Genomic DNA, 14,694 nt, shown 5'->3' on the forward strand with positions numbered 1-14,694 from the left:
CGTGACATGAAGCGAGGCAATGTCCTTCCTGCATCAGGCCTTGATCTTCCTGACCGCCGCGGTCGTGTCCGTCCCTCTCTTCAAGCGGCTCGGATTGGGCTCGGTGCTGGGCTACCTGGCGGCGGGACTGGTCATCGGCCCCTGGGGCATCAAGCTCGTCTCCGACGTGGAGAGCATTCTCCACTTCTCGGAGCTGGGCGTGGTGCTGTTGCTCTTTCTTATCGGATTGGAATTGCGCCCCGCTCGCCTGTGGGAGTTGCGCCGCTCGGTGTTTGGCCTGGGTGGAGCGCAGGTGGTGGGCACGGGCGCGCTGCTCGCGGCGGTGGGCTGGGGGCTCGGGCTGCCGCTGCCCACCGCGCTCATCGCCGGGCTCGGGCTGAGCCTGTCCTCCACCGCCTTCGCCCTGCAATTGCTGGCGGAGAAGAACGAGCTGACCACGGACCATGGACAGGCCGCCTTCGGCATCCTGCTGTTCCAGGACCTGGCCGTCATCCCGCTGCTGGCGCTCTTGCCCTTCCTTGGCGAGTCCCCGGAGCCCCGGTCCCAGGGCGCCTCCGGGTGGCTGCATGCCGTGCAGGTGGTGGGCGTGCTGGCCACGGTCGTCCTCGGGGGCCGCTACGTGTTGAGGCCCGTGCTGCGCCGCGTGGCCGCCACCCACACCCAGGAGCTCTTCACCGCCACGGCGCTGCTCGTGGTGGTGGGCACCGCGCTGCTGGTGAGCCAGGTGGGGCTGTCCATGGCGCTCGGCGCCTTCCTCGCGGGCGTGCTGCTGGCCGACTCGGAGTTCCGCCACGAGCTGGAAGCGGACATCGAGCCCTTCAAGGGCCTGCTGCTCGGGCTCTTCTTCATGGCCGTGGGCATGTCGGTGAACCTGGGGCTGCTGGTGCGCTCGCCCCTGCTCGTGGGAGGGCTGGTGCTCGGGCTGGTGCTGCTCAAGGCCCTGGTGCTCTTCGTGCTGGGCCGGCGCGTCTTCCACGACACCGCGCCCGCGCTGAGCCTGGCCCTCTACATTTCCCAGGGCGGCGAGTTCGCCTTCGTCCTGTTCGGCCTGGCGGAGGGCTTCCAGGTGATGGAGCGCGAGCTGGCGGACCTGCTCGTGGTGGTGGTGAGTCTGTCCATGGCCGTCACCCCCGTGCTGCTCATGCTCTACGACAAGGTCCTGCGCCCGCGCCTGCGCCGCGCGAACACGCGCGCCTTCGACGTGTCACCCGAGCAGGACCAGCCCGTCATCATCGCGGGGCTCGGACGCGTGGGACAGGTGGTGGCGCGTGTGCTGCGGGCCCGGCGCATCGGCTTCACCGCCCTGGACATCGACGCCCAGCACATCGACTTCCTCAAGAAGTTCGGCAACACATTCATCCACTATGGCGATGCCTCGCGGTTGGACCTGCTCCGGGCCGCGCGCGCGGACAAGGCACGCGTCTTCGTGCTGGCCATCGATGACGTGGAGGCCTCGGTGCGCACGGCGGAGACGGTGCGCCAGCACTTCCCCCACCTCACCCTCTTCGCTCGCGCCCGCAACCGCCAGCATGCCTACCGGCTGCTCGGCGCGGGCGTCACCCACATCATGCGCGAGACCTTCGCGGGCAGCCTCGAGATGACGGAGGACGTGCTCCAGGCGCTCGGGCTGTCCTTCTCCCAGAGCAAGGACACCGTGGAGCGCTTCCGCGCGCATGACGATGCGCTGTTGCGCTCGACGTACGAGCACCAGGGCGACGACAAGAAGATGGCCGCCATGGCGGCCCAGGCGCGCAAGGAACTGGAGCAGCTCTTCGCCAAGGACGAGCAGGAAAAGCCCGTCTGAAGCCGGCTCAGTCCTTGGGCGGGGTGTTCATCGCCGCCTGGAAGGCCTCGCGGTCGAGCGCCCCCTCCCAGCGCGACACCACCACCGTGGCCACCGCGTTGCCGATGAAGTTGGTCAGCGAGCGGCACTCGGACATGAAGCGGTCCACGCCGAGGATGAGCGTCATGCCCGCCACGGGCACGTCGGGCACCACGGACAGCGTCGCCGCGAGCGTGATGAAGCCCGCGCCGGTGACGCCCGCCGCGCCCTTGGAGCTGAGCATCGCCACCAGCAGCAGCAGCACCTGCTGGGACAGGGACAGGTGCGTGTTGGTCGCCTGGGCGATGAACAGCGCCGCCAGCGTCATGTAGATGTTCGTCCCGTCGAGGTTGAAGGAGTAGCCCGTGGGCACCACCAGGCCCACGACGGGCTTGGCGCACCCCGCGCGCTCCATCTTGTCGATGAGGTTGGGCAGGGCGGACTCGGACGAGCTGGTGCCGAGCACGAGCAACAGCTCCGCCTTGAGGTAGCGGATGAGCTTCAGGATGTTGAAGCCGTTGAAGAACGCCACCAGCCCCAGCACCCCGAGCACGAAGACGAGCGAGGTGATGTAGAAGGTGAGCACCAGCTTCGCCAGGTTGTAGATGGAGGCAATCCCATACTTGCCGATGGTGAAGGCGAACGCGCCGAAGGCTCCGATGGGCGCGGCCTTCATGAGGATGCTCACCAGCCGGAAGAACACGCTGCTGAGCGACTGGAGCAGCTCCAGCACCAGCCGGCCCCGCTCCCCCACCATCGCCAGCGAGACGCCGAAGAGGATGGCGACGAACAACACCTGGAGGATCTCCCCCTCGGCGAAGGCGCTCACCACCGTCTTGGGGATGATGTTGAGCAGGAAGCCGGTGACGCTCTGCTCATGGGCCTTGGCGGTGTAGGTGGACACCTGGCCCACGTTGAGCGAGGCCGGATCGATGTTCATCCCCGCGCCCGGCTGCACCACATGGGCGATGACCATGCCCACCACCAGCGCGAGCGTGGAGAAGGTGAGGAAGTACGCGAACGCCTTGAGGGCGATGCGGCCCACCTTGCTCAGGTCGTGCGAGCCCGCGATGCCCGTGGTCACCGTGAGGAAGATGATGGGGGAGATGACCATCTTCACGAGGTTGATGAAGCCATCCCCCAACGGCTTCATGGACGCGCCGAGCGACGGGTAGAAGTGGCCGAGCAGCGCTCCGATCGAGATGGCCACCAGGACCTGCACATACAGGTGCTGGTGAACCTTCCGGGGAGCGGCGTCCTTCTTGATGTCCTGAACATCCATGGTGCGTGCACCCCCTGGGGGGACCGAGACGAGGCGCGCAGCCTAGGGTCCGTGTCCGGCCCCCGCCACCGGACAGACGGGTTTCGGAGTTCCTTGGAGCACGGAGTGCATGACGCGCAACGTCAGCACGCCCCCCGCCTCACTCCGGGCTGGGCAGGGACGCCCGCCTTGGAGAGGCTGGGCACGTGGACACCTCCCTGCCCGACCCCGAGCACCTCGAGCGCCTGCTCTCCGCCGCAAGCACCCTGCCCGCCCTCGCCCCGCATGCCGCCCGTCTGGAGCGGCTGCGCCAGGACTACGCGCGCGGCCTCGAGCGGCGCGACGCCCCCCTCACCGTGGCCCTGGTGGGCGCAACTGGCGCGGGCAAGTCCACCCTGCTCAACGCCCTGGCCGGACAGGCCCTCGCCCGCGAGGGGGAGGACCGGCCCACGAGCACCGCCGCCACCGTGTTCGCCCCCGAGTCGCTCGCCCTGGAGGAGCTCGCCGGGGTGGGCGCGCGGGTGGTGCGCTACACCCCGGGCCCCCGTGGGTTGTGGAGCGGCCAGGTGTTCATCGACACGCCGGACCTCAACAGCGTGGCCACCGTGCACCGCGAGGTGGCACGCGCCGCCCTGGAGCGCGCGGACGTGGCGCTGGTGGTGATGCACCGGGGCAGCGTGGCCGAGGCCACCCAGGCCGAGTTCCTCGCGGAGTTCGCCCGGCGCCGCGCGCTCGTGTTCCTCGTCAACTTCGCGGATGAGCTGTCGGCCGAGTCGCGCGAGGCGCTCAAGTCCCAGGCGCGCCGGCTCGCCGTGGAGCGCTATGGCATGGAGGCCGAGGCCGTGCCCGTCTTCGCCATCAGCGGCCGCGCCGCGCAGCGGGGGGAGGACCCGTCCGGCGAGTTCGGCGCCCTGCTCTTCCACCTCCAGTCGCTCGCCACGCGGGCGGTGGCCGAGCGGGTGCGGCGCACCAACGCCGAGGGCGCCCTGGCGGAGCTCACCTCGCGGGTGGAGGGCGCGCTGAAGGAGACGGAGGACACGCTCGCCAAGGCACGCGCGGCGCTCCAGGAGGGGCTCGGCCGGGCCGCCACGGGGTTGAAGGAGGACTTCGGCGCGCGGCTGCTGCTCGCGCAAGGCCACCTCGCCACGGAGGTGCGGGGCCAGGCGGCGGGACGCTTCTGGGGCCCGGCGGCCTGGGGCATGCGGCTGTCGTCCGTGGGTGTGGGAGGCCTCGGCGCGGCGACGCTGGTGGCGCGGCGCAGCCTGCCCGTGGGCCTGGCGGTGGCGGCCACCTCCACCGTGCTGGACGCGGTCCGGGAGCGCACGCGCGCGCGCGCGGCGGAGACGGCGGTGGTGGAGCCCTTCGAGGACGACTTCGCCGTGGAGGCCGCAGCCCGCGCCGCGCTGACCCAGGCCCGCGCCCTCGCGCACGCGGGCGGACTGCCTCCCGAGTCCCTGGGCCTGCCCGAGGTGGAGACGCTGCTCGCGGAGCTGAAGTCCGCGCGCGCGAGCGCCTGGCGCTACACCGTCACCACCGCGGTGGCCGAGGCCGTGGCCGGCTGGTGGCGCACCGCGCGCTGGTTGGTGCTGCCCCTCATCAACCTGCCCCTGCTCGCGCTCCTCGGCCATGTGGGCTACCGCGTGGTGCGCGCCTATATCGAGGGCCCCCTGCTGGGCGTGGACTACTTCCTCAACGCGGGGGCCCTGCTCGCGCTGCTTGCGGGAGCCGGCGCGCTCTTGTCCTCGGCGAGCCTGGCGGGCACCACCCGCGCCGTGCGCCGCGCGGGCCAGGAGCGCTTCAGCGTGCTCCTGGACGCACTGGGCGTCCGGCTCGGAGAGGCGGTCCAGGACAGCCTGCGCCCCGGACGCGAGGCCGCCCGGGCCCTGCTCCAGGGACGCTGACTGCTCGACACCCACCCTGTACCCCGGTACCCATGGGCGTGGCGGTTGCTCGTGCGCATCCTGGTGGCCGATGACATCGGCCCCCTCGACGATCCCCTCGTCCGTCCAACCCGGGCTACGCCTCCAGCACTACGAACTCATCCGCGAGCTGAGCGGCCATGGCCTGGGCCAGAGCTTCCTCGCACGCGACACACGGCTGGGGCGCCGCGTGACCCTCAAGCTGCTGCCCACCCGGGACGACGGCTTCATCCAACGCGTCCTCGCCGAGGCCCGCGCCATCGCGCGCTGCGCCCACGAGAACATCGCCACCCTCCACGAGGCCGGCCAGTGCGAGGACGGCCCCTTCCTGGTGTTGGAGCACCTCCAGGGCCAGTCCCTGCGGGAGCACACCCACGAGCAACGGCTGCCCTCGGTGCGCGCCGTCGAGCTGATGGTGCCGGTGATCAGGGCCCTGGCGTACGCGCACGAGCAGGGCCTCGTCCACCACGCGCTCACCCCGGACAACATCGTCGTCACGGACTCGGGCGGCATCAAGGTGCTCGACTTCGGCATCGCCCGGGTGTTCCAGGCGGGCGAGCCCTGGGCGGATACGTCCCAGGAGGCGCTCCCCGGAGGGCTGCTCGATGACGACGGGAAGGATCTCACGTGCCGGGGCACGCTGCCCGGCACCCTGGAGTACCTGTCCCCGGAGCAGTGGGGCCAGGGCGGCCCGGTGGATCACCTCACGGACATCTGGGCCGTGGGCATCATCCTCTTCGAGCTGCTCGCCGGCCAGCACCCCCTGGGCCCGCTCCGGGGTCCGGAGCTGGCGGTGACGGCCCGGCTTGATCTCCGCCTGCCCTCACTGCGCACGCTCGCCCCGGGGCTGCCGCGCGAGCTGGCCGCGGCCGTGGATCGCTGTCTGCTCAAGTCCAGGGACCAGCGCTGCCCCGACGCGTCGACCCTGCTGCGCGCCCTGGAGCCCTTCCTCCCCAAGCGCTTCAATCCCGAGCCGCGTCCGGACATGGCCCCCTACGTGGGCCTCGCCCCCTTCCAGGAGACCGACGCGGACCGCTTCTTCGGCCGCACGCGGGAGGTCGCCACGCTCGTCCACCGGCTCCACTACCAGCCGCTGGTGACGGTGGCGGGCCCCGCCGGCGCGGGAAAGACGTCCCTGGTGCGCGCGGGCCTCATCCCCACACTCGAGCGCTCGGGCACCCCGTGGGAGACGTTCACCCTCCGCCCGGGCGCGGCGCCGCTCGCCGCCCTGGCCCAGGTGGTGGAGCCCCTGGTGGGCTCGTCCCAGTCCATCGAGCAGGACATCCAGGAGCAGTTCCAGCGCGTGGAGCGCCTGCGCGCCGAGCCCGGCTACGTGGGCAGCGTGCTGCGCGACAGGGCCCGGCGCCAACGCCGGAAGATCCTGCTCTTCGTCGATCAATTCGAGGAGCTGTACACGCGGGTGCCGGACGCACGCGAGCGCGCGGCCTTCACCGCGTGCCTGGCGGACCTCGCGGACGATGCCACCTCGCCCATCCGCGTGGTGCTCTGCGTGCGCTCGAGCTTCCTGGACCGGGTGCCCGAGGACGAGCGCTTCATGGCGGAGCTCGCCCAGGGCATCTTCTTCCTCGGCGCGCCGACGCGTGACGGCCTGAGTGACGCGCTGGTGCGGCCCGCGGAGCTGGCGGGCTACCGGTTCGAGACGCCCTCGCTGGTGGACGACATGCTGGCGCACCTGGAAACCTGCCCGAGCGCGCTCCCGCTGTTGCAGTTCGCCGCCACCTGGCTGTGGGAGTCCCGGGACACGCGCGACAAGCTGCTCACGCGGGATGCCCACGAGGCGATGGGCGGCATCCCCCATGCGCTCGCGAACCATGCGGACCGGGTGCTCGCGGGCCTGTCCACCCGGGAGCGGACGCTGACGCGGCTGTTGAGCACGCGCCTGGTGACACCCGAACGCACGCGGGCCCTGGTGATGATGCAGGAGCTGTGCGAGCTGACGGACGACGCGGCGGAGCTGCGGCGGCTCATCGAGCACCTGGTGCGCGCGCGGCTGCTCGTGCTGCACAGTGGAGGGGACGAGCCGGACACGGTGGTGGAGCTGGTGCACGAGTCGCTCATCCACGACTGGCCCACGCTCCGGCACTGGTTGAACGAGGGCCAGGAGGACGCGGCGTTCCTGAAGCTCCTGGGCCAGGCGGCCCGGCAGTGGCAGGAGAGTGGCCGCGATCGGCGTCTGTTGTGGCGCGGCGAGTGGGTGGAGGAGGCCCGGCGCTTCCAGCGGCACGCGCACGAGGCGCTGTCGGCGCTCCAGCGCGACTTCCTGGAGGCCATCTTCACCCACGAGCAGCGTCGCCTGCGCCGCGAACGGGCGCTGCTGGTGGGAGGCGTGACGGTGCTGGGGCTGGTGCTCCTGGCGCTGGCGCTGGTGCTGCTGCGCGAGGCGAGGACGGAGGCCGAGTACCAGGCCGCGGCGGCACGGGCGGCCGAGGAGCTGGCGCACGGCGCGGAGACGCTGGCGCGGGATGCGCAGTCCCAGGCCCACGCGGCGGAGAAACGGGCGCTGAGCGAGCTCGCCGAGCGCCAGGCCCGGGAGCTGGAGCGGAACAAGGAGCAGTCCGCCCAGGAGGAAGCCCACCGGAGGATGGTGCTCACCCACGAGGCGCTGCGCCTCGAACATGAGGAGTGGGTGGAAGCGGTACGGCGGGAGCGGACGGCGCTCGCGCTCGTCGAGCGGCTGCGCGGTCCTCGCGGCTCGGCGCGTGTGCGCGAGGCACGGCGGGAGGCCGTGCGCGCGGGGAGGAAGCTCGACGCGCTGCTCCGTCAGGAGCAGGCGCGCGCGGCGCCCCTCGTGCAACGGGGGAAGGGGCGCTGAAGGCAGGCGCGCGGGGCTAGCGCGAGCCGCCCGAGCCGTCGTCGGACGCCTGGGCCTGGGGAGGAAGGCGCGAGGAGTCGAAGGCCGACTTGGACACGCGGTCCATGATGGCCTTGGCGCCCGTGGGGATACCGCCCGCGGCCTGCTCGCCATCACGCGCGGGGGTCTCGGGCGCCAGCGGCTGCTGGGCGCGCGTCGCGTCGTTGGCGGCCATCACCGACAGGTCCGACGTATTGCCACACCCGGGAGCGGCGATGAGGGTGTCGCGCACCGGATCTCCGTAACCGGCGATGCGCGCGGGCACGGAGGGGTTGTTCCACCCGGGGCTCACCGTGTTGGCCACCTTGAAGTGCAGGTGGGGGCCGCAGGACCAGCCGGTGTTGCCCGAGTAGCCGATGAGCTGCCCCTTGCGCACCGTATCGCCGGGCTTCACCACCACGGCGCTGAAGTGCAGGTACTGCGTCTCCATGCCACCGTCGTGATTGATGACGACGTAGTTGGCGTACGGCGCCATCTTGGGATCACACGCGCCCTGGGTGCTGTCTCCGCGCGCCATGCGCACCTTGCCATCCTGGGCCGCCACGATGGGCGTGCCGATGGGCATGCGGAAGTCCCAGGCGTAGGTGTCGTTCTGCAGGTGGCTCCCCGTGTCGTGCCCCTGACTCACCGGGAACACGCGACCACAAGCGAAGGGGACACCCACCTCGGGGACCACCGTGTTGCGGGTGGGATTAACTGCCGGGGCGGAAGCGAGCAGGAAGATCGTGGAGATGAGCATGGGGGAGCCGCGCGAGAACGGCCTGCTCCCTTTTTACTATTCCGCAACCCCCCTCGTCTCCCCACCCCCCCGAGCCAGCCAAGGGAGTAGGCGGCCAGGCATCATGTCGTATGAAGGGAGCAGACGGAGGCAGAGCCCCATGGCACGACAGAACAGTTACGTGGAGTACACGCTGGAGCTGCTCGAGCCACTCGGGCCCGTGCAGGCCCGGGCCATGTTCGGCGGCTGGGGCGTGTACCTGGGGGGGAGGATGTTCGGGCTCGTCATCGAGGAACGGCTGTACCTCAAGACGGATGAGCTCACGCGCCCCCACTTCGAGGCAGCCGGGGGCGAGCCCTTCGTGTACGACGCGGGCAAGGGACGCAAGCCCGTGACCATGTCCTACTGGACGCCGCCGCCGGACGCGGCGGACGACGCCCTGGCGCTCCTGCCCTGGGCCCGCCGGGCCGTGGAGGCCGCCCAGCGGGCGCCGCCCGTCAAGCGGCGCGCGTCGCGCCCTTCTTCTCCGCCTCGACGTAGAGCTTCTCCACGTCCTCGCCGTACTTCTTGAGCACGCTGCGCCGCTTGAGCTTGAGCGAGGGCGTGAGCATGTCGTTGGCGGTGGTGAAGTCGTCGGCGACGAGCAGGAAGTGCTGGGGCTTCTCGTAGTTCTTGATGCCGGGGGTGAACTCGATGATCTGCTCGCGGTAGAGCTGCTGCACCTCGGGCAGCTTGAGCAGCGCGGGCATGGAAGCGTCCAGGCCCTTGTCCTTGGCCCACTGGGTGAGCGCGGCCATGTCCGGGACGATGATGGCGGTGTTGAAGGGCTTGTTCTGCCCGTGGAGCATGACGTTGGTGATGAAGGGCGAGAGCTGCAGCGCCTGCTCGATGGGCGCGGGCGACACGTACTTGCCGTTCTCCAGCTTGTACTGTTCCTTGATGCGGCCGGTGATCCACAGGAAGCCGTCGTCGTCCAGGTAGCCCATGTCGCCGGTGCGGAAGCCGCGCTCGCCGGTGAAGACCTTCTCGTTCTCCTCGGGCAGGTTGTAGTAGCCGAGCATCACGTTGTGGCCGAAGACGACGATCTCCCCCTGCTTGGGGTCCCCCGTCTCGGTGCGATCGATCTCCACGCGGATGCCGGGCAGGGCGGTGCCCACCGAGCCGATCTTCCGGCGGTTGGGGAAGTTGGCGGTGGCGATGGGGGACGTCTCGGTGAGGCCGTAGCCCTCGTAGACGGTGATGCCGAGGTTGTCGATGAACTCGGCCACCTCGCGCGAGATGGCCGCGCCGCCGCTGAAGGCGTACTTCATCCGGCCGCCGAAGCGCGCGCGCACCTTGGAGAAGACGACCTTGTCGAAGAAGGCGTGCTGCAGGTCCAACAGCACGCTGGAGCGCTTCTGCTCGGCGAGCGCCTTGCGCTGGCGCGCGACCTCCAGGCCGCGCATGAAGAGCGTGCGCTTGAGGGGAGATTCGGTGGCCATGCGCTTCTGCAGCGAGTCATAGATGCGGTTGAAGATGCGCGGCACGGAGAAGATGAGCGTGGGCTGCACCTCGCTCAGGTTCTCGATGATCTTCTCGGTCGACTCGGCCAGGCCCATGCAGGCGCCCATGGAGAACAGGGCGTGCAGCTCCACCGTCTGGCCGAAGACGTGCGCCCAGGGCAGGAAGCACAACGAGCGATCCGCCTGCGACATGGGGAAGATCTGGTGGATGGCGCTCACGTTGTTGGCGATGTTGCCGTGGCTGAGCATCACGCCCTTGGGGTTGCCCGTGGTGCCCGAGGTGTAGATGAGGCCGGAGAGCTCCTCGGACCTGGGCGAGGCGCTGGGCGCGGGGGCCTCGGCGCCGCGGCGCAGCAGGGACGCGAAGGTGTCGGGCTCCTGCTCGGTGCCGGAGAAGCGGATGATGTGCTGGAGCGCGGGCAGCTCCGCCTTGGCCGCCGCGAGCTTCTTGGCGATGGCGTCCGTGGCGGCGAACACCAGGGTGGCGCCACAGTCCTTGAGGATGTACTGCCACTCCTTCTCCTGCTGTTGCTCGTACATGGGCACGTAGGCGGCCCCGAGCGTGTAGGCCGCGTAGGCGCCCACCGCCCACTCGTGACGGTTGTTGGAGATGACCGCCACGCGATCCCCCGGCTTCACGCCGAGCTGCACGAGCCCACCGCGCAGGTCGTCCACCTTCTGACCGAACTGGATGTACGTCATCTCCATCCACTGGCCGTTCTTCTTCTCGAGGAAGAGCGGACGCGGACCGAAGGTGGCGATGCTCTTGAGATAGATGTCGACCAGCGTCTCGAACCGAGGACTCGTCATGAGGTGTGGGCTCCTGGAATGGGCGGTGTCACGAGACGCCCCCCCTTGAATCTCCGTGGCCACAAACTATCTCAAAACCCAGCCCTACTGGATGGGTCCCGGAAGGTGACGCAGGGCGTCAGACGGGAAATGGGAAACGGCGCCCCCCTGAGTGGAGAGCGCCGCCTCGGGATGTGACGGACTTTCAGGCGCGGGCTTCTTGCTGCATGAGGTGCAGACCCAGGCGCTTGTTCCCCTGCTTGCCAGGCTGAGCCTCGGACGAGGGCACCAGTGTCGCCACGGCGTTCTTCGCCAGCGCCGAGGCGAGCGCAGAGCCGAAGATGAACACGAGCTTGCGGCCCAGTTCCAGGGCGAGCGGCTGTTTCCTGGAGGCGGAGGCCACCTGATCCGGATGCTCCCAGGCGCGGCGCAGGGCCCGGCCGCGCCGCTCCCACACGATGCGCGCCTGACGGCGCTCGTTCCACCAGGAGAAGCCCGCCCCCACGACGACCATCGCCACCGCGACGCCGCCCGCCGCGAGGAGCGTCTCGCGGTTGCGCGCGAGGAGCTGGCGCAGCTGGTACTTCACGTCGAGCGCCCGCTCGCGGCGCCGGTCCAGCTCCTCGAGGGTGAGCAGCAGCTCGTCGCGCAGACGATCCGCGGTGCGCTCCACCTGCTCACGATCGCTCATGCTCGAGGTGATGGAGCCGCTGGGTTTGTTCTGGTCGCTCATTGCAGTGTCTCCCGGGTGCGCACGACATCGGTCTTCAACCGCTGCTGGGTGTGCGGCAGGGGCTGGGTCGGCAGGCGTTTCTTGCCGGCGAGGGCGAGCCCTCCGGCCACCAGCAGCAGGAAGACGCCCACCAGGAGCACGCCCAACCATTGAGCCAGGGGAAGCGCGAGGCCCACGGCCACCAGCATCGCCGCCAGACCCACGAGACCCAGCACCGCCCCCGCGCCCAGGAGGATTCCCGCCGAACGGGCCGCCTTCACTTCCTCCTTGAGCTCCTTCTTCGCGTGCAGGATCTCGGCCCGCGCGAGCAGCCGTGCCTCGTCGATGGCATGGCGGATGAGTTCCGCCGTGGACAACGACTCCAGCTGCCTGCGCTCCAGCTGTTCCGATTCGATTTCCACGCCACTGCCTCCCGAAGCGTTCAGGACCGCACCAGGTGGTGCCAGGTGTGTCCCGCTCTCTCCCAGGAAGCTGGAAGCGGGGAGGCGTGGGCGGAAGTCAGACAGGGCGAAGGGGGGCTTGCCCGCACGCTCGCCGAGCCTTCAGCGGCGGCGGCGCTGCTGTGCCAGGGCGGTGGCGAGGGTCTCGCGCACCTGGCGGGCCTGGAAGAGGCGCTCCGCGGCATCCACGAGGGTCTCCGCGTACAGCACGTTCTTGCGCAGCCGGGCGGGGATGGCGGCGGTGCCCAGGTGACAGCCCATCAGGGCGCCGGTGCAGGCGGCGGCGGCGTCGGCCTCGCCACCGCAGCGCAGGGTGAGCTCCACGGCCTGGCGGAAGTCGTTGGGGGCCTTGAGGGTGGCGTAGAGCGCCATGAGCAGCACGGGCACCACGTGCGGGGGCAGGCCGTCCACGCCCTTGAGCTGGCTGGGCGGCACGCTCACCTTGCGCAGCTGGGCCATGGCGCGCGCGGGATCCCACGTGAGCAGGCGGGGCAGGTGGCGCAGTTCCTCGGCCAGCTCCTGATCATGCGCGGCGGCCGCCAGGGCCAGCTCCTCGCAGAACGCGGCGGGCGTGGGCGGCTCCTTGGTGGTGAGCCCCAGGGCCACCGCCTGCGCGAAGGCGGCCGCGGCCGCGGCGCACGTCGGATCCTTGTGCGTGAGGACGGACAGCACGCCCGCGTCGTGACGGATGCGCACGCGGCTCTTGCTCTCGAAGAGGCCCACCACGAGCGCGCGGCTGAGCACCGAGTGGCACTTGACGCCCAGGGGCGCGCCCGCGCTCATCCACGGCGTGCCCTGCGCGAGCTTCTGCAGCGCCTCGGCGAGCGGCTTGGGAGGCTGGAGGATGATGCCCTCCTGCCACAGCCACGCCAGGTGCGCCGCGGCGCTGCGCCCATCCACCTTGCCCTCGCGGATGACGCTCTCGGCGGTGGCGAGCATGAGCTGCGTGTCGTCGGAGAACTGGCCCTTGGCGTACTTGCCCCCGCGAGGACGGGGCGCGAAGTCATCCGCGAGTCCCGACAGGCGCAGGAGATTCGACGGCGGGACGCCACGCAGGGGAAAACCCAGGGCATCTCCGATGGCGAGTCCCAGGAACGCCGCTTGAAACCTGTCCTGGCGCTCGGCGGGAGTCATCGACATGGGGAGGGGCAAGATAACCAAAACGCGAGGCATGACCAGCCCCGACTTTCATCTCTCGCGACTTCGTCACGATTCCCGTAGGGATTGGGTGAAGGGGGTGCTCCCACCACAAGCCATCAAGCGTCGCGGCCCAGGTTGACAACGGCCTGCAGCCGGGCCACGACCGCCTCGGCACCTTGATGCAGGTGCACACCATCCCAGAGCGCGGGCGTGAGTTGTCCACCCAGTTCTCGCCATGCTGTCTCCGCCTCGGCGAAGGCGACGTTGCGAAAGAGCACGCGATCCTCCAGCGCGTAGTCCACCACGTAGCGGCGAGCCACCGCCGAGGGGGGATCCGCGATGCGATGGAAGAGCACCAACACGGGTGAAGTCACCAGAGGCTCCAACGAGCACCGCCCCCGGCCCCATCAACCAGACAGGGAACGAGGGCGGAGGCAGACGTGAATCCCAAAGACAGACTTTGAGAGCCCCGGCGAGGGGCGGAGGAACAGCGCTCAGCGGGAGAAGGCGGCGATGCGGGCCGTCTCGCGGCGCACGGCGGCCTGCTCGACGGCGAAGCGCGCGTCATCCGAGGACAGGCCGCGCAGGCGGTCCATCGACTCGGTCAGACGGCGGCGCGCGCCCTCCACGTCGATGCCCGAGACGGGCTCGGCCACGTCCGCGAGCACGAGCACCTTGTCGTTGGTCACTTCGACGAAGCCACCGGCCACGAAGTAGGTGTCGGTGTGGCCGCCCTCGCCCTTGAGCGTGAGCGTGCCCGCGTCCATGAGGGACAGGAAGGGGGTGTGGCCCGGCCTCACGCCGAACAGGCCCTTGGCGCCCGGGACGATCGCCTCGTCCGCCTGCACCGACAGGATGCGCTTCTCGGGGGTCACGATCTCGACCGTCAGCTTGGCCATGGGGCTCGCCACTCCGTGGGGACTGCTTGTGTCAGAAGGTCAGTCGGTGGGTCTTGTCGCCGCCCACCACCTCGAACTCGATGTTTCCGGCATCCGTCAGGCGCGGGCTCCTGCCCGGCACGCCGACCATGCCTTCCAACCACTTGATGTGCTGCGACATCTGCCGCACCTGGGGCAGGGCGCGCGTCGGCACGAACTCCAGCAGGCGCCGCTCCTGCAACCGCGTGCCCTGGCGGTCCACCTCCACCGCCACCTGGGTGTTGGCCCACGCGGGCACCTTCTTGTACTTCTTGCCCGCGAGCTTCTTCTGGCCCTTGGGCGCGAGCGGGAACAGCACCCAGACCCGCTTGCCGTCGTTGGAGACGAAGTAGAGGTCGTCCGCCCCGCCCACGCACTGCTCGAGCGTCCACACCGGGCCACTGTCCTGGGAGACTTCCAGGGAGCACCGGCCCGGGCCCCGCTCCACCATGCGCACGGAGAAGTCTCCGTTGGCGCTCACCCGGGGGCGGCTGGCGCGCTCGTCGGCCAGACCAGGAAGAGCCCACAACACCATTCCCAAGCAGATGGAACGCAGCATGTGGAACCTCCTGGCCCGGACG

Annotated in this window: 13 protein-coding genes; 4 read left to right on the forward strand and 9 right to left on the reverse strand. The window is 70.2% G+C overall.

Annotated features, from left to right (window positions below; genetic code table 11):
* Positions 1 to 19: 19 nt before the first annotated feature.
* Entirely contained in the window at positions 20 to 1,804 is a 1,785-nt protein-coding gene (locus F0U63_RS46195) for a monovalent cation:proton antiporter-2 (CPA2) family protein (RefSeq protein WP_395841422.1), read from the forward strand.
* Positions 1,805 to 1,811: 7 nt separating this feature from the next.
* Here F0U63_RS46195 and F0U63_RS46200 read toward each other — a convergent pair whose 3' ends face one another.
* A complete protein-coding gene (locus tag F0U63_RS46200) occupies positions 1,812 to 3,104 on the reverse strand; it encodes a dicarboxylate/amino acid:cation symporter (protein WP_395841424.1) in 1,293 nt (430 codons plus the stop codon).
* A gap of 185 nt (positions 3,105 to 3,289) precedes the next feature.
* On the opposite strand from F0U63_RS46200, the gene F0U63_RS46205 reads away from it, so the two are divergent.
* Complete coding sequence (locus F0U63_RS46205; RefSeq protein ID WP_395841426.1) at positions 3,290 to 4,984, forward strand: GTPase; 1,695 nt, start codon at positions 3,290 to 3,292, stop codon at positions 4,982 to 4,984.
* A 70-nt stretch (positions 4,985 to 5,054) separates the two neighbouring features.
* On the forward strand, positions 5,055 to 7,835 hold the full coding sequence (locus F0U63_RS46210; RefSeq protein WP_395841428.1) for a protein kinase: 2,781 nt from the start codon (positions 5,055 to 5,057) through the stop codon (positions 7,833 to 7,835).
* A 16-nt stretch (positions 7,836 to 7,851) separates the two neighbouring features.
* On the opposite strand, the gene F0U63_RS46215 is transcribed toward F0U63_RS46210, so the two are convergent.
* Positions 7,852 to 8,511: a M23 family metallopeptidase gene (locus tag F0U63_RS46215; RefSeq protein ID WP_395841430.1), complete on the reverse strand. Its 660-nt coding sequence runs from the start codon at positions 8,509 to 8,511 to the stop codon at positions 7,852 to 7,854.
* Positions 8,512 to 8,752: 241 nt separating this feature from the next.
* Here F0U63_RS46215 and F0U63_RS46220 point away from each other — a divergent pair, with 241 nt between their 5' ends.
* Positions 8,753 to 9,163: a TfoX/Sxy family protein gene (locus F0U63_RS46220; protein ID WP_395841432.1), complete on the forward strand. Its 411-nt coding sequence runs from the start codon at positions 8,753 to 8,755 to the stop codon at positions 9,161 to 9,163.
* On the opposite strand, the gene F0U63_RS46225 is transcribed toward F0U63_RS46220, so the two are convergent.
* The 7 genes from F0U63_RS46225 to F0U63_RS46255 all read right to left on the reverse strand — a co-directional run bounded on the left by F0U63_RS46225 (position 9,090) and on the right by F0U63_RS46255 (position 14,672).
* Positions 9,090 to 10,904, reverse strand: a complete 1,815-nt coding sequence (locus F0U63_RS46225) for an AMP-dependent synthetase/ligase (RefSeq protein WP_395841434.1) — start codon at positions 10,902 to 10,904, stop codon at positions 9,090 to 9,092. The two genes, F0U63_RS46220 and F0U63_RS46225, sit on opposite strands and share 74 nt — an antisense overlap.
* 184 nt (positions 10,905 to 11,088) lie before the next feature.
* Positions 11,089 to 11,616, reverse strand: coding sequence for a hypothetical protein (locus F0U63_RS46230; RefSeq protein WP_395841436.1), 528 nt, complete (start codon positions 11,614 to 11,616; stop codon positions 11,089 to 11,091).
* A complete protein-coding gene (locus F0U63_RS46235; RefSeq protein WP_395841438.1) occupies positions 11,613 to 12,017 on the reverse strand; it encodes a phage holin family protein in 405 nt (134 codons plus the stop codon). The genes F0U63_RS46230 and F0U63_RS46235 overlap by 4 nt, the downstream gene beginning before the upstream one ends.
* 141 nt (positions 12,018 to 12,158) lie before the next feature.
* A complete protein-coding gene (locus F0U63_RS46240; RefSeq protein ID WP_395841440.1) occupies positions 12,159 to 13,196 on the reverse strand; it encodes an ADP-ribosylglycohydrolase family protein in 1,038 nt (345 codons plus the stop codon).
* Positions 13,197 to 13,312: 116 nt separating this feature from the next.
* Positions 13,313 to 13,570 carry a hypothetical protein gene (locus F0U63_RS46245; RefSeq protein ID WP_395841442.1) on the reverse strand — a complete coding sequence of 86 codons (258 nt, stop codon included), beginning with the start codon at positions 13,568 to 13,570 and terminating at the stop codon, positions 13,313 to 13,315.
* A gap of 120 nt (positions 13,571 to 13,690) precedes the next feature.
* A complete protein-coding gene (locus F0U63_RS46250) occupies positions 13,691 to 14,095 on the reverse strand; it encodes a F0F1 ATP synthase subunit epsilon (protein ID WP_395841444.1) in 405 nt (134 codons plus the stop codon).
* A gap of 31 nt (positions 14,096 to 14,126) precedes the next feature.
* Positions 14,127 to 14,672 (reverse strand): hypothetical protein, encoded by a 546-nt coding sequence (locus F0U63_RS46255; RefSeq protein ID WP_395841446.1) that lies wholly within the window; start codon positions 14,670 to 14,672, stop codon positions 14,127 to 14,129.
* Between the last annotated feature and the right edge of the window lie 22 nt (positions 14,673 to 14,694).

Origin of the sequence: Cystobacter fuscus (genome assembly GCF_044360685.1) — a bacterium.
Taxonomy (GTDB): Bacteria; Myxococcota; Myxococcia; order Myxococcales; family Myxococcaceae; genus Cystobacter; species Cystobacter fuscus_C.